19 protein-coding genes and 1 pseudogene are annotated in these 19,911 nt (G+C 63.5%); 13 read left to right on the top strand and 7 right to left on the bottom strand.

The genetic code is table 11. The features are described 5' to 3' along the window. Window positions 1-11: 11 nt before the first annotated feature. Complete coding sequence (locus tag KSAC_RS03820; protein WP_132304297.1) at window positions 12-914, bottom strand: sulfurtransferase; 903 nt, start codon at window positions 912-914, stop codon at window positions 12-14. A gap of 144 nt (window positions 915-1,058) precedes the next feature. Next, window positions 1,059-1,787, bottom strand: a complete 729-nt coding sequence (locus KSAC_RS03815) for an SDR family NAD(P)-dependent oxidoreductase (RefSeq protein WP_132304295.1) — start codon at window positions 1,785-1,787, stop codon at window positions 1,059-1,061. 220 nt (window positions 1,788-2,007) lie between these two features. On the opposite strand from KSAC_RS03815, the gene rpmI reads away from it, so the two are divergent. The 6 genes from rpmI to lpxB all read left to right on the top strand — a co-directional run bounded on the left by rpmI (window position 2,008) and on the right by lpxB (window position 8,761). Beyond that, a complete protein-coding gene (gene rpmI, locus KSAC_RS03810; RefSeq protein WP_007400447.1) occupies window positions 2,008-2,211 on the top strand; it encodes a 50S ribosomal protein L35 in 204 nt (67 codons plus the stop codon). Window positions 2,212-2,225: 14 nt separating this feature from the next. Next, window positions 2,226-2,582 (top strand): 50S ribosomal protein L20, encoded by a 357-nt coding sequence (gene rplT, locus KSAC_RS03805; RefSeq protein WP_010513542.1) that lies wholly within the window; start codon window positions 2,226-2,228, stop codon window positions 2,580-2,582. 202 nt (window positions 2,583-2,784) lie between these two features. Beyond that, entirely contained in the window at window positions 2,785-3,855 is a 1,071-nt protein-coding gene (gene pheS / locus KSAC_RS03800; protein WP_102323512.1) for a phenylalanine--tRNA ligase subunit alpha, read from the top strand. Window positions 3,856-3,858: 3 nt separating this feature from the next. Next, window positions 3,859-6,321 (top strand): phenylalanine--tRNA ligase subunit beta, encoded by a 2,463-nt coding sequence (gene pheT, locus KSAC_RS03795; protein WP_132304293.1) that lies wholly within the window; start codon window positions 3,859-3,861, stop codon window positions 6,319-6,321. Further along, window positions 6,302-7,354 carry a phosphate ABC transporter substrate-binding protein PstS gene (gene pstS / locus KSAC_RS03790; protein ID WP_408884740.1) on the top strand — a complete coding sequence of 351 codons (1,053 nt, stop codon included), beginning with the start codon at window positions 6,302-6,304 and terminating at the stop codon, window positions 7,352-7,354. The genes pheT and pstS overlap by 20 nt, the downstream gene beginning before the upstream one ends. Before the next feature lie 177 nt (window positions 7,355-7,531). Next, on the top strand, window positions 7,532-8,761 hold the full coding sequence (gene lpxB, locus KSAC_RS03785; RefSeq protein ID WP_132304291.1) for a lipid-A-disaccharide synthase: 1,230 nt from the start codon (window positions 7,532-7,534) through the stop codon (window positions 8,759-8,761). On the opposite strand, the gene KSAC_RS03780 is transcribed toward lpxB, so the two are convergent. From KSAC_RS03780 to ygfZ, 3 genes and pseudogenes are all read right to left on the bottom strand, one after another. Further along, entirely contained in the window at window positions 8,703-8,909 is a 207-nt protein-coding gene (locus tag KSAC_RS03780; RefSeq protein WP_110547945.1) for a hypothetical protein, read from the bottom strand. The genes lpxB and KSAC_RS03780 overlap by 59 nt on opposite strands. A 6-nt stretch (window positions 8,910-8,915) precedes the next feature. Beyond that, window positions 8,916-9,335, bottom strand: coding sequence for a phosphoribosyl-AMP cyclohydrolase (gene hisI / locus KSAC_RS03775; RefSeq protein WP_102323516.1), 420 nt, complete (start codon window positions 9,333-9,335; stop codon window positions 8,916-8,918). Between the two features lie 58 nt (window positions 9,336-9,393). Beyond that, window positions 9,394-10,222: pseudogene (gene ygfZ, locus KSAC_RS03770) on the bottom strand (CAF17-like 4Fe-4S cluster assembly/insertion protein YgfZ). Between the two features lie 83 nt (window positions 10,223-10,305). Here ygfZ and KSAC_RS03765 point away from each other — a divergent pair. The 5 genes from KSAC_RS03765 (at window position 10,306) to KSAC_RS03745 (ending at window position 15,721) form a co-directional block, all read left to right on the top strand. Then, window positions 10,306-11,220, top strand: coding sequence for a glycosyltransferase family 9 protein (locus KSAC_RS03765; RefSeq protein ID WP_132304289.1), 915 nt, complete (start codon window positions 10,306-10,308; stop codon window positions 11,218-11,220). A gap of 211 nt (window positions 11,221-11,431) precedes the next feature. Continuing rightward, window positions 11,432-12,130, top strand: coding sequence for a hypothetical protein (locus KSAC_RS03760; RefSeq protein ID WP_132304287.1), 699 nt, complete (start codon window positions 11,432-11,434; stop codon window positions 12,128-12,130). Between the two features lie 43 nt (window positions 12,131-12,173). Beyond that, the gene (locus KSAC_RS03755; protein WP_132304285.1) at window positions 12,174-13,547 is read left to right on the top strand and encodes a PQQ-like beta-propeller repeat protein; all 1,374 of its coding nucleotides are present in this window, start codon (window positions 12,174-12,176) and stop codon (window positions 13,545-13,547) included. Between the two features lie 16 nt (window positions 13,548-13,563). Continuing rightward, a complete protein-coding gene (gene der / locus KSAC_RS03750) occupies window positions 13,564-14,991 on the top strand; it encodes a ribosome biogenesis GTPase Der (RefSeq protein WP_132304283.1) in 1,428 nt (475 codons plus the stop codon). Between the two features lie 142 nt (window positions 14,992-15,133). After that, window positions 15,134-15,721 carry a nicotinamidase gene (locus KSAC_RS03745; RefSeq protein ID WP_132304281.1) on the top strand — a complete coding sequence of 196 codons (588 nt, stop codon included), beginning with the start codon at window positions 15,134-15,136 and terminating at the stop codon, window positions 15,719-15,721. 11 nt (window positions 15,722-15,732) lie between these two features. Here KSAC_RS03745 and KSAC_RS03740 read toward each other — a convergent pair whose 3' ends face one another. Then, a complete protein-coding gene (locus KSAC_RS03740; RefSeq protein ID WP_102324190.1) occupies window positions 15,733-17,076 on the bottom strand; it encodes a GntT/GntP/DsdX family permease in 1,344 nt (447 codons plus the stop codon). Between the two features lie 206 nt (window positions 17,077-17,282). Here KSAC_RS03740 and KSAC_RS03735 point away from each other — a divergent pair, with 206 nt between their 5' ends. Next, window positions 17,283-18,032, top strand: coding sequence for a dienelactone hydrolase family protein (locus KSAC_RS03735; protein WP_102323522.1), 750 nt, complete (start codon window positions 17,283-17,285; stop codon window positions 18,030-18,032). On the opposite strand, the gene ubiA is transcribed toward KSAC_RS03735, so the two are convergent. Next, window positions 18,022-18,939, bottom strand: a complete 918-nt coding sequence (gene ubiA, locus KSAC_RS03730; RefSeq protein WP_110547951.1) for a 4-hydroxybenzoate octaprenyltransferase — start codon at window positions 18,937-18,939, stop codon at window positions 18,022-18,024. The genes KSAC_RS03735 and ubiA overlap by 11 nt on opposite strands. Before the next feature lie 155 nt (window positions 18,940-19,094). Between ubiA and KSAC_RS03725 the strand changes: the two genes are divergently transcribed. Further along, entirely contained in the window at window positions 19,095-19,835 is a 741-nt protein-coding gene (locus tag KSAC_RS03725) for a 16S rRNA (uracil(1498)-N(3))-methyltransferase (RefSeq protein WP_132304279.1), read from the top strand. Window positions 19,836-19,911 lie beyond the last annotated feature (76 nt).

Genomic DNA, 19,911 nt, shown 5'->3' with positions numbered 1-19,911 from the left:
CGCTGTCTGTTTCAGTGTCGGTGATAAGGAGCCGCCGCCTTGGGTATCCCGCCTTCGATCGGCAGAGCGGGGTCGCGGGACCATTCGTTCCATGATCCCATATACAGCCGCAGGCGTGTAAACCCGGCGGAAGCAAGGGCGACATAGGTATTGGCCGCGCGCGCACCCTTGAAGCAGTAGATGATGATGTCATCATCCGGGTTCAGGTTGCGCGATGCGGCAAGGGCGCGGATTTCGTCAGGGCTGCGGAAGGCGGCGTGGTTATCCGTCACCTTCATGAAATCGTACCACTCAATCCATACGGCCCCCGGAATACGGCCCTTGCGGGGCGCGAAATCCACACCGTAGGGGGAGGAGCTTTCTGCCAGCCATTCGACGCTGTCGCGGTTGTCGAGCAGCTTCGTGGTGGTGGAGCCAAGGGCTGCGTATACGTCGTCGCGCGTGGCCATGAGGGTGTGGTTGATGCAAAGCGGAAACCGTGCCCGCACCGGCTGCGTGGTTTCGGTGCTCAGCGCGCCACCTTCACGGCGCCATGCGCTCAGCCCGCCATCAAGTATGCCCACGCGCGGATAGCCGAGATAGCTCAGTATCCAGTAACCCCGGCAGGACGCACCATAGCGGGTATGCAGCGCATCTTCATAGATGATGGCGGTTTTGTTCCCATCCAGCCCGTAATCGGCGAACAGGGTGGAAAATTTTTCCTGCAGGCTGTGCAGTCCGTCCTGCGTGGTTTCCGCCAGATAGGTGAAAATATCGGGCATGTTCACCGCGCCCGGAATGTGGCCGGCAGCAAAGTCTTTCCCGTCACGCACGTCGATCAGGATGATCGTGTCCTGCGCAGCCAGTTTGCGGACCTCTTCGGGGGAATAAAGAACAGCCGACGGCATGGTGATTTCCTGCAAGGTTTCGGACATGCAGGTCTGGTATCACCTGTTGGTGAGGAAGGGCAGAGGGAGCGGAGCGCGCCCGGTATGACGTGACCGGGACGCAGGCCCCATTGCTGGTGTGCTGCCGTAGTGCGGGCGGCGTGGGTCATCACCCCGCCCGCAGGCCACTGGTCAGGCCGCCAGGCCGCCATCCGTGGTCAGCGCGGTGCCCGTGATGAAACCGGCCGCCGGGCTGGCAAGGAACGAGACCAGAGCCGCGACATCGCTGATCCGGCCATATTCCTTATGACACATGAAGCTGCGCAGCAGGTCGGCAGCTTCCCCCGTGGCGGGGTTCATGTCGGTATCGATCGGGCCGGGCTGCACCACGTTGATGGTGATCCCGCGCGGGCCAAGATCGCGTGCCGCGCCACGGGCAAATCCGCTCAGTGCGGCCTTGGATGCGGAATAAAGCGAAATGCCGGGGAAAGGCGCGCGATCGGCAAAGGTCGATCCGATCAGGACAATGCGGCCCCCCGTGGTCATGTGGCGCGCGGCTTCGATGGTTTCGATCATCACGGCGCGGACATTCAGCCCCAGCACGGCGTCGACCTGTTCATCCGTGGTCTCGGCCACGTCGCCATAGGGGTAGATCCCGGCATTGCACACCAGTGCGTCAATCCGGCCCAGTTCTTTCACGACCTGACGTATGGCTGCACGGTTGCCATTGCCTTCGCCATCGCAGCGGATGGCAATGCCACGGCGGCCCAGCGCGCGGACTGCCGCCACCGTTTCCTCGGCTGCATGTTCGTTGCGGACATAGGAAATGGCGATGTCGTACCCATCCTTCGCCAGCGCCGTGGCGATGCTCGCGCCGATGCCGCGGCTGCCACCTGTTATGTATGCGACGCGCTGTGTCATTGTGCTTTCCTCCCGATATGATCTTGCGTTTTCCTCCTACAGTACGGGGCGGATGGGGGAAAGCATGCCGTGGGGCGGGGAAGGGGCTTGATCCTGCCCGCGGTGTTGTCTATAGCCTGCCTGTTCGCGCGTCCGGGCCTGTAGGGCATGCCCGGCCGCAATGGAAGTGTTCCGACCCGAAAGGGGCAGGGACACGGGCACCAGACATCAGGAGAAGAAAATGCCCAAGATGAAGACCAAGTCATCGGTCAAGAAGCGGTTCAAGATCACCGCGACCGGCAAGGTGCTGGCAGGACCGGGCAACAAGCGCCATGGCCTGATCAACCGCTCGCAGAAGATGAAGCGCACGAACCGTGGTTCGCAGGTGCTGACGGAAATGGACGGCCGCACTGTGAAGCAGTGGGCTCCCTACGGTCTGGCATAAGGAGCACCTGAGATATGGCACGTGTGAAACGCGGCGTAACCACCCACGCCCGCCACAAGAAGGTCCTTGAACTCTCCAAGGGCTTCCGTGGTCGTTCCTCCACCAACTACCGCATTGCGCTGGAACGTCTGGAAAAGTCGCTTCAGTATGCTTACCGCGACCGCCGCAACAAGAAGCGCGAATTCCGCGCCCTGTGGATCCAGCGTATCAACGCTGCGGTGCGTGAGCATGGCCTGACCTACAGCCGTTTCATCAACGGTCTGGACAAGGCTGGCATCGAGATCGACCGTAAGGTCCTTGCCGCCATTGCCTATGACGATGCAGCAACCTTCGCCGAGATCGTGAAGAAGGCCCAGGCCGCTCTGGCCTGAACCCTGTCCCCGCCCGTGTGGCGACAGGTCCACGAAACGGGTCGTCCCAACGGGCGGCCCGTTTTGTTTTTATGCAATGCCCGTGCCGCTTTTCCGTCCGGCGGCGGGCACAGTTTCATGTGCCGGGTCTGGCCCGTGCGGGTAGAAGCCGCCGGTTGCTATCCACTGCCAGCCCGCCCGGTGAAAGCCTGCGCGAGGTGCTATGAGTGACGATCTCGAAACCCTGAGGGAACAGACAGTTCAGGCACTCGCTGCCGCGACCGACCTGCGTGAATGGGATGCGGTGCGTGTCGGCACGCTGGGCAAGTCGGGCAGGCTGACCGCGCTGCTCAAGGAACTGGGGCGCATGACGCCCGATGAACGGCGCACGCGTGGCGGCGCGCTGAACCGGCTGCGCGATGAACTCTCGCGTCTGATCGAAGCCCGCGGGCAGGAACTGGAAACGGCGGCGCTGAACGCCCGCCTTGCGGCCGAACGCGTGGATGTGACGCTGCCATGTGCGCCGGATGCGCAGGGACTGCTGCACCCCATTACCCGCACGATCGAGGAAATGGCCGCCATTTTCGGCTCCATGGGCTTCCAGCTTGCCGAAGGCCCGGATATCGAAAGCGACTGGCACAATTTTTCGGCCCTCAACACGCCCGCCCATCACCCCGCCCGTACCGATCAGGATACGTTCTATCTGCCGGCTGAAGCCAGCGGCCAGCCCGAGCGCGTGCTGCGCACACAGACATCGGGCGTGCAGATCCGCACCATGCTGGGGCAGGAACCGCCCATCCGCATCATCGCGCCCGGCCGCACCTATCGCGCCGATCATGACGCCACCCATTCCCCCATGTTCCATCAGTGCGAGGGACTGGTGATTGAAAAGGGCATCACGCTGGGGCACCTCAAGGGCTGCCTGTCTGATTTCCTGCGCGCGTTTTTCCAGATGCCCGACCTGCCGGTGCGCTTTCGCGCCTCCTATTTCCCGTTTACCGAACCCTCGATGGAAATCGACATCGGCTGGTCGCGCAGGACGGGCCAGATCGGTACCGGCGGCGACTGGCTGGAAGTGCTGGGGGCGGGCATGGTCCATCCGCGCGTGCTGGCCAATTGCGGGCTGGATGCACGTGAATGGCAGGGTTTTGCCTTCGGCATGGGGATCGAACGGCTGACCATGCTGCGCCACGGTATTCCGGACCTGCGTTCGTTTTATGAAAGCGACGTGCGCTGGCTGCGTCATTACGGCACGTCCCCCCTGTCTCCCGCCATGCTGCACGAAGGTCTGTGATCGATGAAGTTCTCCCTGTCATGGCTGCGCGAACATCTTGAGACCACGGCAACGCTGGAAGAAATCTGCGCCACGCTGAACACCATCGGGCTTGAGGTCGAAGGGGTGGAAGACCGGGGCGCGATCCTCGCTCCGTTCCGCACAGCCCGCATTATCGAAGCCACCCAGCACCCTAACGCCGACCGCCTGCGCGTCTGTCAGGTGGACGCGGGTGAGGGGTTTGAGCGCGTGCAGGTTGTCTGTGGCGCGCCGAATGCGCGCACGGGCCTGCATGTGATCTTCGCGCCACCCGGCACATTCATCCCGGCCAGCGGCATCACCATCAAGGCAGGCAAGCTGCGGGGTGAGGAAAGCGGCGGCATGCTGTGCTCGCTGCGCGAACTCGGACTTGGGGAGGAAAGCGACGGGATCGCGGAACTGCCCGACGATACCGTGCCCGGCCAGTCCTACGCCCTGTTCGCCGATCTGGATGATCCCGTCATCGACATCGCCATCACCCCCAACCGCGGGGACGCGCTGGCGGTGCGCGGGATCGCGCGTGACCTTGCTGCTGCCGGTCTGGGCGAACTGAAGCCGTGGCTGACGGCGACGGTGGAAAGCCGGTTCGATACCCCCATCGACTGGCGCGTTACCTTCCCCGAAGCCTGTCCGTGGGTTCTGGGGCGCAGCCTGCGGGGCGTGAAGAATGGTCCCAGCCCCGAATGGCTGCGGCGCAGGCTGGAATCCATTGGCCTGCGTCCGGTGTCGGCGCTGGTGGACATCACCAATTTCTTCACATTCGACCTTGGCCGTCCGCTGCATGTATTTGACGCGGATAAACTGCTGGGCAGCGAACTGACCATCTGCCGGGGGGCAGGCGAAACCTTTACTGCTCTTGATGGTAGCGAACACGTCATGACGCCCGATGACTGCGTTATCGCCGACAGCCGGGGCGTGCAGTCGCTGGCCGGGATCATGGGGGGGGCTGAAAGCGGGGTCAGTGAAACGACCACGAATGTGTTTGTCGAATGCGCCCTGTTTGATCCCGTGGCCATCGCGCTGGCGGGACGGCGGCACAACCTGCATTCCGATGCCCGACAGCGTTTTGAACGCGGCGTGGATCAGGCCCTGCCGCCCGCAGCCCTTGAGGCCGCGACCCGGATGATCCTTGACCTGTGTGGCGGGGAAGCGGGCAGTGTCGTGTCCGCCGGGGTTGAACCCGCGTGGCAGCGTCAGGCGCATCTGGAATTCGCACGGCTTGAGACGCTGGGCGGCCTGAGCGAAGCGCCGGATCATGCCGTGCACCTTCTGGAGCGGCTTGGCTTTGCAGTGCGGGAGCGGGATGCCCGCCATGTGGTGGTGGATGTACCCTCATGGCGCAATGACATCGCTACCCCCATGCTGCTGGACCAGCGCCCGGACCTTCCGCCCGCACGTGCGCAGGCCGCCGCACAGGGCGCGATCGAGATCGACCCGGAAGTGGATCTGGTGGAGGAAATCCTGCGCCTGCGTGGGCTGGACAGCGTGCCTGCCGTATCGCTGCCGCTGCGCAGTGCCGTGCCGCTGCCTGCCCTGAGCAGCCGCCAGACGCGCATCGCCGGCCTGCGCCGGCAGCTTGCGGCGCGCGGGTTGCTGGAAACCGTGGGCTTTTCCTTCGTGGCGATGGATCAGGCCGCGGCATTCGGTGAAACACCGGCTGACCTGCATCTGCTCAACCCCATCGCCGCCGATCTGGACCAGATGCGTCCGACTCCTCTGGTCAACCTGCTGGCAGCGGTCAGGGCAAATGCGGCACGGGGCTATCCCGATCTGGGCCTGTTCGAAGTCGGCCCCGGTTTTGACGCCGATGGACAGAAACTGATCGCCGCCGGTATCCGCAGCGGCCATTCGCCGCGTCTGCCCGGCCAGCCCGCGCAGCCGGTCGATCTGTGGCAGGTCAAGGCCGACGCGCTGGCAGGGCTTGCCATCGCCGGGGCTGCGATGGAAGGCTGCACCATCACTGCCGATGCCCCGTCCTACTACCATCCGGGCCGGTCGGGGGTGATCCGGCAGGGACCGAAGCTGGTTCTGGGTCATTTCGGGCAGTTGCATCCCGCCCTGCTGGCGGCGCGGGGGATTGATGTTCCGGTCTGTGCCTTCACGCTTTATACCGACGCCGTGCCGGAACCCAGGCGCAAGCGCAAGGCGCCGCCCGCCCTGTCCGCCTTCCAGCCGTTGAGGCGTGATTTCGCCTTTGTCGTCGCGGCGGACCTGCCTGCGGAAAAACTGCTCAGGGCCGTGAAAGGCGCTGAGCGGAACCTTATCGTCGCGGTTCATCTGTTCGATGTGTATGAAGGTGACAAGGTTCCGGCGGCGCATAAATCACTGGGTGTCGAGATAACCCTTCAGCCGATGGACAGGACACTGACCGATGCGGAAATCGAAGCTGTCTGTGACCGGGTGGTCGCTGCCGCGCAGAAAAGCTGCAATGCGGTCCTGCGGGGCTAGGCGTTCGAGCCTGCTGGCCAACAGGGGGCGCGCGGGGCGTATCGGTCTGGCACTGGCGGCCATGTTATGCACGGCCAGCCTGTCTGCCTATGCAACCGATATTACCGGGGCAGGCTCCAGCTTCGGCGCGCCGATTTACGGCGCGTGGGGGGCAGGGGCCGCCCGTGCGACGGATATCCGCCTGAACTACCAGACCATCGGGTCGGGTGCCGGGCAGAATCAGGTCAAGGCCCGCACGGTGGATTTCGGCGCGTCGGATGCGCCGATGAATGCGGCCCAACTGGCGCACAATGGCCTGATGCAGTTTCCCACGGTGCTGGGTGCGATCGTGCCGGTCGTGAACCTGCCCGGTCTGGATGGCAGTCATCTGCACCTGACGGGTGAACTGCTGGCCGGGCTGTACAGTGGCGATATCACCATGTGGAATGATCCACGTATCGCTGCGGAAAACCCCGGTGTCAGCCTGCCTGCCATGCCCGTGGCCCCGGTGCGGCGGGCCGATGGGTCGGGCACGACCTTTGTCTTCACGTCCTATCTCGCACGGGTTTCGCCGCGCTGGGCGGCGGAGGAAGGTAAGGGGACCTCCATCGAATGGCCGGTGGGCGAAGGCGCGCGCGGCAATGACGGTGTCGCCGCGGCCGTGCGCAATACCGAAGGCAGCATCGGTTATCTGGAATACGCCTATGCCGCGGGCAATCACATGCCCATGGCCGAACTGCGCAATCACCATGGAGATGTGGTCGCGCCAGACCCCGAAAGCTTCCGTCTGGCCGTGACCTCCGCCCACTGGGCGGATGATGCGACCCATTCCGCTGATGTGCTGGATGGCGATGGCGCGGGAGCCTGGCCGATCATGGCCGCAACCTATGTGCTGATCCCGACGGACAGTGCCACGACAGCGCAGGGCAGGGCGGTACGGGCGTTTTTTGACTGGAGCATGCAGCACGGTGCGGAGTCAGCCCTGCTGCTGGGGTACGTGCCGTTGCCCGAGGATATCCGCGCCAGCATCCGCACCATCCTGAACGGGCGGTAGCAGCACCATCATCTGTAGCGGGGCGGGGAACGACGCCTCGCTGCCTGTTTTTCAGAAACCCGGAGATTTTCGGGTGATGTCATGAACAGGCGGCCTGCACCGGCTGCCCGGGTATGTGGCAGATTTTTTACCATCGGTATTTGCGCTGGCTGATCCGACACGATAAGCCGGTCTGGCATGACTGGACCCCATTCTCCCATCCCTCCGCTACCAGAACCTACCGGGCATGGCCCGACCGTCTGGATCATGGCGGGCGAAGCCAGCGGTGACGTGCTGGGCGCTCGTCTGATGGCGGCGCTGCGCACTGCGCGGCCGGATATCCGTTTTGCCGGGATCGGGGGCGAACACATGCGCGAGCAGGGGCTGCACTCGCTGTTTCCGCTGCGTGATCTTGCGGTCATGGGACTGCTGGAAGTACTGCCCAGACTGCGGCATCTCTCACGCAGGCTGGATCAGGCGGTGCAGGATATTACCGCACGCCGTCCGGATCTGGTCGTGACCATTGACAGCCCCGGTTTTGCCTTGCGGCTTCTGCGTCGGATCGCGCCGCTATCCATTCCCCGGCTGCATTATGTCGCCCCCCAGGTCTGGGCCTGGCGTGAGCACAGGGTGCGGGAATTTCCGGGCCTGTGGGAGCGGATGCTGTGTCTTTTGCCGTTCGAGCCGGAATTTTTTGCCCGCCACGGGATCGAGGCGCGTTTTGTCGGCCACCCCGTGCTGCAATCCGGCGCGGATCAGGGTTCCGGGGCTGATTTTCGCAGGCGTTACGGCATAGCGGATTCTGCGCAGGTTCTGGTGCTCATGCCCGGTAGCCGCCGGTCGGAAGCGCCGCGTCTGTTGCCGGTATTCGGGCGCATGCTCCTCATTTTACAGCAGCGCATGCCGGGCATCGTGCCGGTTGTGCCGGTCTCCCCCGTTATCGGGGATATCGTGCGCAGGGGGGTAGCGAACTGGCCGGTCCAGCCGCTGGTCATTACCGACGTTCAGGACAAGCACGATGCGTTTGCCGCAGCCAGTGCCGCACTGACCAAATCGGGTACTTCCACGCTGGAACTGGCGATAGCGGATGTTCCCATGGCCGTGACGTACCGGGTCAATCCATTGACGGCGGCGATGGCGCGACGTCTGATCCGCGTGCCCTATGTGGCCATGGTCAACCTGCTGTCCGGCCACAGGCTGGTGCCCGAACTGCTGCAGGAACGCTGCACGCCCGAACTTCTGGCCGACACCGTCGAGCGCCTGCTGACGGACGAAAACTGCCGGAGCCTGCAGCGCGCGGGATTCAACCATATCCGCGCGGCGTTACGCGGGCCGGGTCAGAACCCGGCCACTGCCGCCGCGCATGAAGTCATGGATTTGCTGGCTGTGCATTCTGCGGCGGTGCGTCCGGCGTCTGCGGAGCCGTAACGCCGGGCGGTAGGGGTTCATTTTCTGAAATCAGGGCATGCAGTTCGTTCCTGAGCATGAAAATACCCATGACGACCGTGGCCACCACCATGATCCCGATCCAGATCAGTTTGCCGATCTGTTCGCGTTTTTCCTCATCATAAGCCATGATTGCCTAGCCTTTGCTGCCGTAAAGCGTTTCCGCCGCAATTTCCGGCTGGGTGATCTCGACCATGCCTTCGGGGCGCAGGGCGTTGTAAAAGCAGCTCCGCCGTCCCGTATGACAGGCCACACCCTTCTGGTTCACCAGCAGCAGGACCGCATCGCGGTCGCAGTCCAGCCGGGCGTCGATCAGGGTCTGGACCTGCCCCGATGTCTCGCCCTTGCGCCACAGGCCCGACCGGCTGCGTGAATAATAGCATACGCGGCCCGTGCGCAGGGTTTCATCCAGTGCTTCGGCATTCATCCATGCCAGCATCAGTACCTCGCCACTGTCATGCTGCTGGGCAATGGCTGCGATCAGGCCATCGGCATTGAATTTGACCCGACCAATCATGGCGGAACGGACAGCCGAATCCGGCGGCGTGTAGGACATACGTTTTTTACCTTGAAGAAGGAGCCTGAACCGGCCCCGAAATGCGCGCTGGCAGGCTTTATTCCGCCTTGGCGGGAAGGGAGAACCATGGCGGCACCTGCACGCTTATCGCGTGGCCTGCGGCGGTCAGGCCCGTGTCATGGATATGTTCGTTGCGGATCATCGCCATGCCCGCCCCGTCGCGTGATGAGCGCATTTCCCCCACCGTAGCGGTGCCCGACAGGACCGGCGTGCCCGGTGGCGGCAGTTCCCTTTGCGCCGCAACCGGCAGCAGGTGGCGGCGCACCAGACCGCGATAGCGCGTGCGGGCGGTCAGTTCCTGCCCCATGTAGCAGCCCTTGGTCCAGCTAATGCCATTGAGCTGGTCAAAATTGGCTTCCAGCAGCAGGGTCCGGTCACTTTCGCAGTCACGCGCGCCATCGGGCAGGCCCAGCGCCAGTCGGTGGCGGTCGTAATCCACATCGTCCGCATGGGCGGTGGGGATGGGTGGCCAAGCAGGAAGCGCCATCCAGCCTGCGGCAGGCGGGGATCGGGGCGGCGGGATATCCTTCGGGCATTGTGGCATCGCCACCCCATGCGGCGTGAACGGCGTAGCCGGTTTCCCCGATTTCTGCCTGCGCGCGCAGTCGGAAACGCGACAGACGCTGGCGCAGCATGTCCGCCTGCCCCGCGTCGCAGTCCAGCAGCAGGCGCGTGCCCTCCGGGTCGGCAAAGACGAAAAAGTCCGCCAGCCATTTGCCCTGCGGCGACAGGAACGCTGTCCATACGGCATGGCCGGGGGCGACTGCCGTCATGTCATTTGACACCAGCCCCTGAAGGAAGGAAACGCGGTCCGCCCCCGATACACTGAGTACGGCGCGGGCGGGAAGATGAGCGATTCTGGCCATGGGCATAATCTGGCCACAGCCGGCGTGACAGACAAGGGCAAAGACGGGTTGGCACATCCGCAAAACGTGACTAGCACCGTAAAATGCACATCCTGTTCATAACATCCACCCGGCTGGGGGACGCCATCCTGTCAACCGGCCTGCTGGATACCCTGCTGCGGCGTTATCCGCAGGCTGACTTCACCATAGCCTGCGGCCCGGTGGCGGCTGGCCTGTTCGCCCATATGCCACGTCGGGTCCGTACGATCGTGATGGTCAAGCGTACGTATGACAGGCACTGGTTCGACCTGTGGCGTCAGTGTCGGGGGCGCAGATGGGATATATGCATCGACCTGCGTGGTTCCATCACCAGCTACTTCCTGCGCGTGGGCAGGCGGTACGTGATGCGTGGTGGCCGCAGGCCGGGGCGGCGGATTGCCCATATTGGCGCATTGCTCAGCCTGACCCCCGCGCCGCTGCCGGTGACATGGACCAGTCAGGTCGAACGTGCGCAGGCATCGCGCATGCTGGGGACGGGCGTGAACTGGGTCGCACTTGGCCCGACAGCCAACTGGGATGGCAAGATATGGCCGGCGGAACGGTTTGTGGCCCTGTTCAACCTGCTGCGCGCGGCTGATCCCGGCCTGCGCCCGGTGGTCCTCTATGGACCGGGAGAGGCGGAGCAGGCGCGCGCGCGGCCCGTTCTGGCGCAGTTGCCCGATGCGCTTGATACCGGTGGAACGCTATCGGTCACGCAGGTTGCTGCGCTGATGGGACAATGCACGCTGTTTATTGGTAATGATTCCGGTCTCATGCATCTGGCGGCGGCAAGCGGGATTCCGACGCTTGGCCTGTTCGGGCGAAGCCGTGCGTCGGAATACGCGCCCTGCGGTCCGTGGGCGCGGGCGGTCGTAGCTCCCGGCCCCGAGGGGGAAGCTCCGATGGAAGGGCTGCACGTGGAACAGGTGGCACAGGCGGCGCAGGCCCTGTTACGGCAGTGGCGGGATCGGAAACGGTGAAAAACCTGAACTTTGTGCATTTCGGGCACGCTTACGACTGGCGGCGGAAAACGGCCCGGTCTATGTGATCGGACAGGCATGATGGCGGAAATGGGGATGGCGACCGGACAGGGCGGTTTGCCGTGCCGTTTCAGGCTGGATATGCTGGGGCAGAGATTTACGACGCGCGACGCATCACGCACCGCGCCAGCGAGCAGGGAACGACAGGAACGTGGCTGACGACATCTTCAGGGAAGTCGATGAGGAAATCCGTGCCGAACGCATCCGGGCACTGGCGCGGCGCTATCTGGTGGTTGCGGGTGTCGTGGTCGCGGGTATCTGTATCGGCGCGGGCGGGTGGCAGTATTCGGTCTATCGCGCCCATCAGGCTGACGCCGCCGTGTCGGCTTCCTATTTCACCGCAATGCACGATGCGGCCCGTGGCCCTGCGGATATGCCGGGCAGCACCGTGCCCCTGACAGCGGGACAGAAAAACGCCCTTCAGGAACTTGCGGCCCTTGATGGCAAGGCGCGGCCCCCGCTGCGCATCCTTGCCCGCATGGAACGCGCCGCCCTTCTGGCCGGTAGCGGTGACACTGCCGGTGCCCTGACATTGTGGGATGGTGTCGCGCAGGAACACGGTGTCGATCCGGTTGTAGCCTCCCTCGCCAGCCTGCTGTGGGTCCAGCATCAGATCGACAGTGGCGATCCCGCTACCCTGCGTTCACGGCTTGCCGTGCTGGACGGCGCGGGACAGCCATGGCGCGGACAGGCCATCGAAGCCGAAGCCCTGCTGGACCTGCGCGTAGGCAAGGACGCTGACGCACGCGCCCGGTTCGAGCGGCTGAGCATGGACATGGGCATACCCGATGGCGTGCGCAACCGTGCGGAAGCCATGCTCCAGACGCTGGGGGGCGACGCGGGTGGCTAGTTCAAGGCGTGGTCCGCTCATGATGCCGACAGACGGAAAAAATATGAAATCAGTCCTAAGCCGACGCCATGCGCTTCTTGGCGTGGGGGCAGCCCTGCTGCCAGCCCTTGCTGCCTGCAAGGCAGGCAAGAAGAAAACGCCGCTGCTGATCGGCCATCGCTCGGATGTGCTGCATACGGTTGCGGGGCTGACGGTTGACGCCGATGAAACGCAGGCCGTGACCGTGCCTGCGGCCATCGCGGTCAATGCGTGGCCCCAGTCAGGCATCCGGCCTGATCATGACGGTGTGAACATCGCCTGGGGCGGTGAGATGCGCCACCAGTGGACCCACGATATCGGGGCTGGCAATTCCGAGCCGCAGCTTCTGTCCTATGTCGCGCTGGGCGATAGCGGGCGTGGCATCATCCAGGCAACGCCAGTGGTGCAGAATGGCCGGATTTTCGTAGCCGATGCACAGGGCGTCATCCGTGCCTACCGCTGGCCCGGCATGCACAAGCTGTGGGAATACAATCCCAAGCCGCGCAAGATGCTGTCCAACAATCTGGGCGGTGGCCTGACTGTTGATGGCGATACGCTGTACATCGTCGATGGCGTGGGTCAGGCGCTGGCGGTCAGTGCGGAAACCGGCAAGCTGAAATGGCGTGTCAATATTCAGGCCCCCGGCCGTTCCGCCCCCACGCTGGTCAATGGCAGGCTGTTCTTCGGCACGATTGACGAACACCTGTACTGCGTGGACGCCGAAAACGGCAACATCCTGTGGAGCTACGCCGCGACGTCCGCCGATACCGTCATATACGGCCAGCCTGCCCCGGCCGTGGCCGATGGCGTTGTGCTGGCCGGTTTCGGTTCAGGCGATCTGGTCGCCCTGCGCGCCGAAGGCGGTGAGGTCGTGTGGGCCGATACGCTGGGCAGCACGAACGGACAGGAAGCCCTGATCGACTTTTCGTGCGTTCATGGCATGCCCGTCATTGTCGATGGCACGGCCTACGCCATAAGCACGGGTTCCGTTCTGGTCGCCATCGATATGCGCTCGGGACGCAGGCTGTGGGAGCGCGGCATTTCGGGCCAGAATACGCCGCTGGTGATCGGGGACTGGATCTTCCTTGTTTCCATGGACGAACAGGTCGCCTGCCTGGACCGCCTGTCGGGTCATGTGCGCTGGATCACGCAGTTGCGCCAGTACGAAAACGCCGACAAGCAGAAACGCGGCATCGTATGGAATGGCCCCATACTGGCGGGCGGCAAGCTGGTGATGATTTCCAGCTTGCCGGAAAATGGCGTCGCCATCATCGATCCCGCGCAGGGGCACATCGAATCCCTTCACGCCCTTCCGGGTCAGGTCACGACCGCGCCCATCATTGTCGATAATCTGCTGTTGCTGATGGACAATAAGGGCTACCTTATAGCCTACAGTTAAAAAGAAAGTTGCCGCAGTGAGTTCATCTTTTCCATCCGTTTCGGCGGATGCGCTGCCGGTTGTCGTGATCGCGGGCAGGCCGAATGTCGGCAAGTCGACCATATTCAACCGGCTTGTCGGGCGCAGGCAGGCCCTTGTGGCGGATACCCCCGGCGTTACCCGCGACCGTAAGGAAGGGCAGGCCACAGTGCGTGGTCGCGCCATCCGCATAATCGACACCGCCGGACTTGAGGAAGCCGCCCCCGATACGCTGTACGGGCGTATGCGGGCTTCATCCGAATCCGCCGTAGCCAATGCGGATCTGGTCCTGTTCTGCATTGATGCCCGCAGTGGCATTACACCCGCGGACGAACATTTCGCCAACTGGCTGCGTCGGCAGGGCCGCCCGGTGCTGCTGATCGCCAACAAGGCGGAGGGACGGCAGGGCGCCGCCGCCGCGATGGAGGCCTATTCGCTTGGGCTGGGCGCTCCGCTCGCCATCTCTGCCGAGCATGGGGAAGGCGTGGCCGACCTTATGTCCGAAATAGCGGACCGCCTGCCACCGACCGATCTGCCGCCCGTGCAGAAACAGAGCCGCCGCGACCGGCGTATCCAGCAGGAAGAAGCCGGGGAGGTGGAGGACGTGCGTCCCCCCGGTCCCCTGCGGCTGGCCATTGTCGGGCGGCCCAATGCGGGCAAGTCCACGCTGCTCAACCGGCTTCTGGGCGAGGAGCGGATGATTACCGGCCCCGAGCCGGGGCTTACGCGCGATTCCATTGCCGTCACGCTCAGCGACGATGAAGGTCCGATCCAGCTTGTCGATACCGCGGGCCTGCGCCGCAAGGCCCGTATTGACGAGACGCTGGAGAAGATGTCCGTCTCCGCCTCCATCGAGGCCCTGAAAATGGCGGAGGTCGTCATTCTGGTTCTGGATGCGACGCTGGGCGTGCATGAGCAGGACCTGCAGATCGCCCGCCTGATTGAGCGCGAGGGCCGGTGCTGCGTGCTGGCGCTGAACAAGTGGGACGCGGTGGAAGACCGGGCCGAAACCCGGCAGGCCATCAAGGACCGGATCGAGATGTCACTGGCGCAGATGCGCGGTATTCCGGTGGTCTCGTTCTCTGCGCTGACGGGGGCTGGCATCAACAAGCTGCTGCCGACGGTGCGACGGGCGCATGAAATCTGGAACCGTCGCGTGCCGACCGGGGCACTCAACCGCTGGTTCGAGATGATGGTCTCCCGCCATCCGCCGCCGCTGGTTGATGGGCGCAGGCTGAAACTGCGCTACATCACGCAGGCGAAGGCGCGTCCGCCCACGTTCATCCTGTTCGGAACCCGTACGGACCAGTTGCCTGACGACTATCAGCGCTATCTGGTCAATGGCATGCGGGAGGAATTTGACCTGCCCGGCACGCCGATCCGGCTGCTGCTGCGCGCTTCCAGCAATCCCTACGCCAAGGGATAAGAAATATCAGGCCGGGTGCAATCGCCCGGCGTGATGTCTGTACGGGCAGGGACTGACGGCATCCCACCGCTACCCTTGAGGTATGGCGGAATGGAATGGATCAGGCATGATGGTGCGGTAAACAAAACCGTAGGGACCAGCCATGCCTGTCGTAACCGCAACCGATGCCCTGCTGATTATCGACATGCAGGTGGATTTTCTGCCCGGCGGCGCACTGGCCGTGACCGGGGCGGATGCGCTCGTGCCGGTTATCAACCGGCTTGGCCATCTGCCATTCGGGCTGATCGTGGCCACTCAGGACTGGCATCCGGCGGATCATGTATCCTTCAGGAAGCGGGGCGGCCCGTGGCCGGTGCATTGCGTGGCGGGCAGTGAAGGGGCCGCGCTATCTCCCGCGTTGGATCAGGCCCGTATTGGCGTGCTGCTGCGTAAGGGACTGGACCGCGATATCGACAGCTATTCAGCCTTTGGGGACAATGACCGTATGGGCCGGACAGGGCTGGAAGGACTGCTGAGGGACAGGGGCATTACCCGTGTGTTCCTGACGGGTGTTGCGCTGGACTATTGCGTAGCCGCCAGCGCACGCGATGCCTGTCGGGCCGGTTTTGATACCGTCGTGCTGCATGATGCCTGCCGCAGCGTGAAAGCCATGTCAGGCAGGATTCTGGAAACCCTGAGGGCAGAGGGGATCGGAGCGGCATCCTGCGCGGACCTGCTGCCCGCCCCCTAATCCGTCATTCCCTACGATACAACCAGCGAGAGCAGCAGGGCAAAAACCAGTCCGAGTACTGCAATCAGCGTTTCGATCACAGACCATGTCTTGATTGTCTGGCCAACGGACAGGCCAAGATATTCCTTGATCTGCCAGAACCCGGCATCATTCAGCGGGCCGAGCGCCACTGAACCCGCACCCGTCACGATCACCATCAGTTCGGGCGATGCCGAATGCGTGCGCAGAAGGATCGGCCCCACAATGCCAGCCGCCGTGCTCATGGCCACGGTGGCCGATCCGGTCGCGACCCGCACCACCACCGCCAGCAGCCATGCCAGCACCAGAAGGGGCACATGCGCCCCCACGGCCATACTGGTAATCGCGGATGAGACACCGCTATCCACCAGTTCCTGCCCAAAGCCGCCGCCAGCCCCCACCAGCAGCATGATGAGTGCGGTGGGGGCAAGGCAGTCATTGGTGAATTTCAGGATTGTTTCACGGCTGAAGCCGCGCGCGGAACCAAAAACCTGAAAGGACAGCAGGGTGGCCAGCGCCAGCGCGATGTCGGTGTTGCCAATGAAGTGCAGCGCATTGTTCAGCGCCCGGTTGTTCGGTGCCGCGAAATCCGCCACCGACCCGATCAGCATCAGTATGACGGGCGACATGATGGTCAGCACCGTAATGCCGAAACCGGGCATGCTTTCGGGCAGTTCATGATTGACGAACTGCGCTTCCAGCGAACTGGGCTGTAGTGGCCCGATACGACTTGCGATGAAGCGGGCATAGATCGGCCCTGCGATCGCCGCCGCCGGGGTGCCGATCACGATACCCCACAGGATCGTGCGCCCGATATCGGCATGATAGGCCGAAAGGGCAAGCAGGGTGGCCGGATGCGGCGGGATCATGGCGTGCGTGACCGACAGGGCCGCCCCCAGCGGCAGCGCGAGCAGAAGCAGGGGAATATTGTTGCGACGCGCCAGCGTGAATGCCAGCGGGATCAGCAGCACGAATCCGACTTCAAAAAACACCGGCAGACCGACCAGCAGGCCGATCACCATCATGGCCCAGCTTATGCGCTTTTTGCCAGCCAGATGGGTAATCGTAACCGCGATACGGTCAGCCCCCCCGGATTCGGCCAGCATCTTGCCCAGCATCGTACCCAGCGCGATGACGGTCGCCACATGCCCCAGTACATGACCCGCACCGGCTTCAAACGATCCAATGGCCTTCTGTGGCGGCATGCCCGCACACAGCGCCAGACCAACCGATACCGTGAACAATACGATGAACGGATTTATCTTGAACCGGGCGATCAGGATCACGACAGATATGATCGCCAGCGAGGCTAGGGAGAATGCAAACAGCGATGACATTATGTTTTCTGTAACAAAATCATGCCCCATACAGGCCGTTGATGCCGTGGGATGTCAACGCATGAAGCTGTTTTTTTGCGCAATATCTGGATAGGAACGCCCTGTTTTTCAGACCTGATATTACGCTGGCGTCTTCTGCACCCCCTATCGGACGGGGGGATGCAGGGTGTTATCATGCAGTCCTGTGCAACGGAAAAGGCATTGAGATGATTATCCATTCCCATGAGACGGTCGATATTCCAACGTCGTCGGGCATGATGCGGATGCATGTCTTTCGCCCCGCTATTGAGGGGCGCTTCCCCGGCATCGTGCTTTTTTCCGAAATCTATCAGGTGACGGCACCGATCCGCAGGCTGGCGGCCATGATGGCGGGGCAGGGTCATGTCGTGTGCGTGCCGGAAGTCTATCATGAATATGAACCGTGCGGCACCGTTCTGGCCTATGACACTGCCGGGACCGATCGGGGCAATTTCCTGAAATATGAAAAGGCACTGACCGGTTATGATGCGGATGCCCGTGCCGCGCTGGACTGGCTTTCATCTTATCCGCACTGCACGGGGGCGCTGGCCACGATGGGCGTGTGCCTTGGCGGTCATCTGGCCTTCCGGGCCGCGTTCGATCCGCGTGTGCGCGCGGCTGTGTGTTTCTATGCCACCGATATCCATTCCGGCACGCTTGGTCATGGGCAGTGCGATGATACGCTGGAACGCGTGCATGAACTGGGCGGGGAGGTCATGCTGGTATGGGGCAGGCAGGACCCGCATGTGCCCTTTGAAGGACGGGAGAAAATCCGCGCGGCGCTGGAAAAGGCCGGAACCCGGTATTCATGGCATGAATTCAACGCGCAGCATGCTTTCCTGCGCGACGAAGGGCACCGTTTTGATCCTGCCCTTTTCCTTCAGTGCATGGGAATGGCCGAGCGTTTTCTGGCGCGGGCGCTGTCTGTCAGCGCGTAAGGGTGCCCGCCAGTATCGCCAGTGCTATGGCCAGCCCGGTTTCACGGTTGAAGCGGAACAGGCGCAGGCATGTGGCGGGATCGTTTTCCTCCAGGCGCGTCACCTGCCAGCCCAGCAGAAGGGCAGGCAGGGGCAGCGCCAGCCAGAACCCGTATCCCGCATGGGCAAGGCCACCCGCCGCCATGAGGCCAAGCAGGGTCAGCGCGTAACAGGTTCCAACAAACAGCCGTGCATGACCGGCCATGAGGCGGGATGTGGAGCGTACGCCGATGCGGGCATCGTCCTCCATATCCTGAAAGCCGTAGATCGTATCGAAGCCAAGCTGCCAGACGATTGTCGCGGCGTAGAGCGCGCACAGCGCGGCATCAACCCGGTCGGCCGCCGCAGCATAGCCCAGCGGCGCGCCGAAGCCGAACGTGAAGCCCATGACAAGCTGGGGCCACCATGTCACCCGCTTGGCCAGCGGATAAAGCCCGACCAGAATGAGGGAAGACGTGCCTAGTACCTGCGACAGGGTATTGAGGTTCATCAGGATGTTGAACCCGATCAGCAGCAGTGCGGCCAGAAACAGTGCCGCTTCACGCATGGACAGTGCGCCGGACGCCAGCGGACGGCCCGCCGTGCGGGCAACCTGCCGGTCGATGTCGCGGTCCCACATATCATTGACCACGCAGCCTGCGGCCCGCATCACCACGCTGCCGATACCGAACAGCACGATCAGGAAAATCCGCTGCGCGGGCGTCACACCGGCAGGCAGCATGATGCCCCACACACCGGGCAGGAACAGCAGCCATGTACCAATGGGCCGGTCTAGCCGCGCCAGTAGCGCATAGGGGCGCAGGCGCGCGGGCAGGCGACCGATCCAGCCATCCACCCGGATGTCCGTATGGGGTACAGGCTGGTCCAAGGCGCAACTCCTTCGTGATAACGGCATCGGTGGCGACGGGTTTGCCGATGACGGAACGCCCCGTGGCTGCTAATGGCGAAACAGATGGGCCGGAAGACCCCGCCGGGTCAAGACTGGTTCCGGCCGTGTGAAACAGCGAAAGGTTACCGCCTGGTATGAGGGATTGCCCCCGACTGTTCATTTCCCCCACCGGCACGCCGCCCATGGCGGTGGATGGCATGCTCGACCTTGAGCCGGGGCAGGCCCATTATCTGGGCACTGTCATGCGCCAGCAGGCCGGTGCCGCGGTGGAGGTTTTCAACGCGCGTGACGGCGCGTGGCAGGGCGTGATCGATCACCTGCGCCGTGACCGCTGCCGTGTCCGGCTTGTGGAACAGACTCGCGCGCCTGCTTCCACGCAGGGGCTGTACCTGCTGTTTGCCCCCCTCAAGCGCGACGCGACCGAAACGGTCATCCGCATGGGTACCGAACTGGGGGTCGTGCGGTTCCGGCCGGTCGTGACCGAACGGACCAATACTCATCGTATCAATGCAGCGCGACTGGAAAGCATTGCCATAGAGGCCGCCGAACAGTGCGAACGGCTGGACGTGCCCACCATCGATCCGCTTGAGGCGCTGCCCATGATGCTGTCCCAATGGCCTGATGATACAGCCCTGTTTGCTGCCCTTGAGCGCAGCCCGCAACACGCCATGCCTCCCGCGCCCCGTATCGGGGACAGCGTGCTGATCGGCCCCGAAGGCGGTTTTTCACCCCGGGAGCATGACATGCTGCGCGCGCGTCCCTTCGTGCGCCCGCTTTCACTGGGGCCACGGGTGCTGCGGGCCGATACGGCGGCGGCGGCGGCGCTGGCTCTTGTCGGGGCTGGTCTCGAAGCCGTATGTGGTACAGGTTTGTAACTACCCATTCCCTTTCCGGCATGCGCGTTCAGCCTGTCGCCGGTCCTGATCTGACTGTCATGAGGATATTACCCCC

Origin of the sequence: Komagataeibacter saccharivorans, from assembly GCF_004348195.1 — a bacterium.
Lineage (GTDB): Bacteria > Pseudomonadota > Alphaproteobacteria > Acetobacterales > Acetobacteraceae > Komagataeibacter > Komagataeibacter saccharivorans.
Note: the sequence above shows the minus strand (reverse complement) of the source record. Positions and strands in the feature narration are given on the sequence as shown.

What these genes read in the sequence shown, in the direction of transcription:
- KSAC_RS03820 (WP_132304297.1), bottom strand. Translation starts at nt 914, where the DNA reads ATGTCCGAAACCTTGCAGGAAATCACCATGCCGTCGGCTGTTCTTTAT.
- KSAC_RS03815 (WP_132304295.1), bottom strand. Translation starts at nt 1,787, where the DNA reads ATGACACAGCGCGTCGCATACATAACAGGTGGCAGCCGCGGCATCGGC.
- rpmI (WP_007400447.1), top strand. Translation starts at nt 2,008, where the DNA reads ATGCCCAAGATGAAGACCAAGTCATCGGTCAAGAAGCGGTTCAAGATC.
- rplT (WP_010513542.1), top strand. Translation starts at nt 2,226, where the DNA reads ATGGCACGTGTGAAACGCGGCGTAACCACCCACGCCCGCCACAAGAAG.
- pheS (WP_102323512.1), top strand. Translation starts at nt 2,785, where the DNA reads ATGAGTGACGATCTCGAAACCCTGAGGGAACAGACAGTTCAGGCACTC.
- pheT (WP_132304293.1), top strand. Translation starts at nt 3,859, where the DNA reads ATGAAGTTCTCCCTGTCATGGCTGCGCGAACATCTTGAGACCACGGCA.
- pstS (WP_408884740.1), top strand. Translation starts at nt 6,302, where the DNA reads ATGCGGTCCTGCGGGGCTAGGCGTTCGAGCCTGCTGGCCAACAGGGGG.
- lpxB (WP_132304291.1), top strand. Translation starts at nt 7,532, where the DNA reads ATGACTGGACCCCATTCTCCCATCCCTCCGCTACCAGAACCTACCGGG.
- KSAC_RS03780 (WP_110547945.1), bottom strand. Translation starts at nt 8,909, where the DNA reads ATGGCTTATGATGAGGAAAAACGCGAACAGATCGGCAAACTGATCTGG.
- hisI (WP_102323516.1), bottom strand. Translation starts at nt 9,335, where the DNA reads ATGTCCTACACGCCGCCGGATTCGGCTGTCCGTTCCGCCATGATTGGT.
- KSAC_RS03765 (WP_132304289.1), top strand. Translation starts at nt 10,306, where the DNA reads ATGCACATCCTGTTCATAACATCCACCCGGCTGGGGGACGCCATCCTG.
- KSAC_RS03755 (WP_132304285.1), top strand. Translation starts at nt 12,174, where the DNA reads ATGAAATCAGTCCTAAGCCGACGCCATGCGCTTCTTGGCGTGGGGGCA.
- KSAC_RS03745 (WP_132304281.1), top strand. Translation starts at nt 15,134, where the DNA reads ATGCCTGTCGTAACCGCAACCGATGCCCTGCTGATTATCGACATGCAG.
- KSAC_RS03740 (WP_102324190.1), bottom strand. Translation starts at nt 17,076, where the DNA reads ATGTCATCGCTGTTTGCATTCTCCCTAGCCTCGCTGGCGATCATATCT.
- KSAC_RS03735 (WP_102323522.1), top strand. Translation starts at nt 17,283, where the DNA reads ATGATTATCCATTCCCATGAGACGGTCGATATTCCAACGTCGTCGGGC.
- KSAC_RS03725 (WP_132304279.1), top strand. Translation starts at nt 19,095, where the DNA reads ATGAGGGATTGCCCCCGACTGTTCATTTCCCCCACCGGCACGCCGCCC.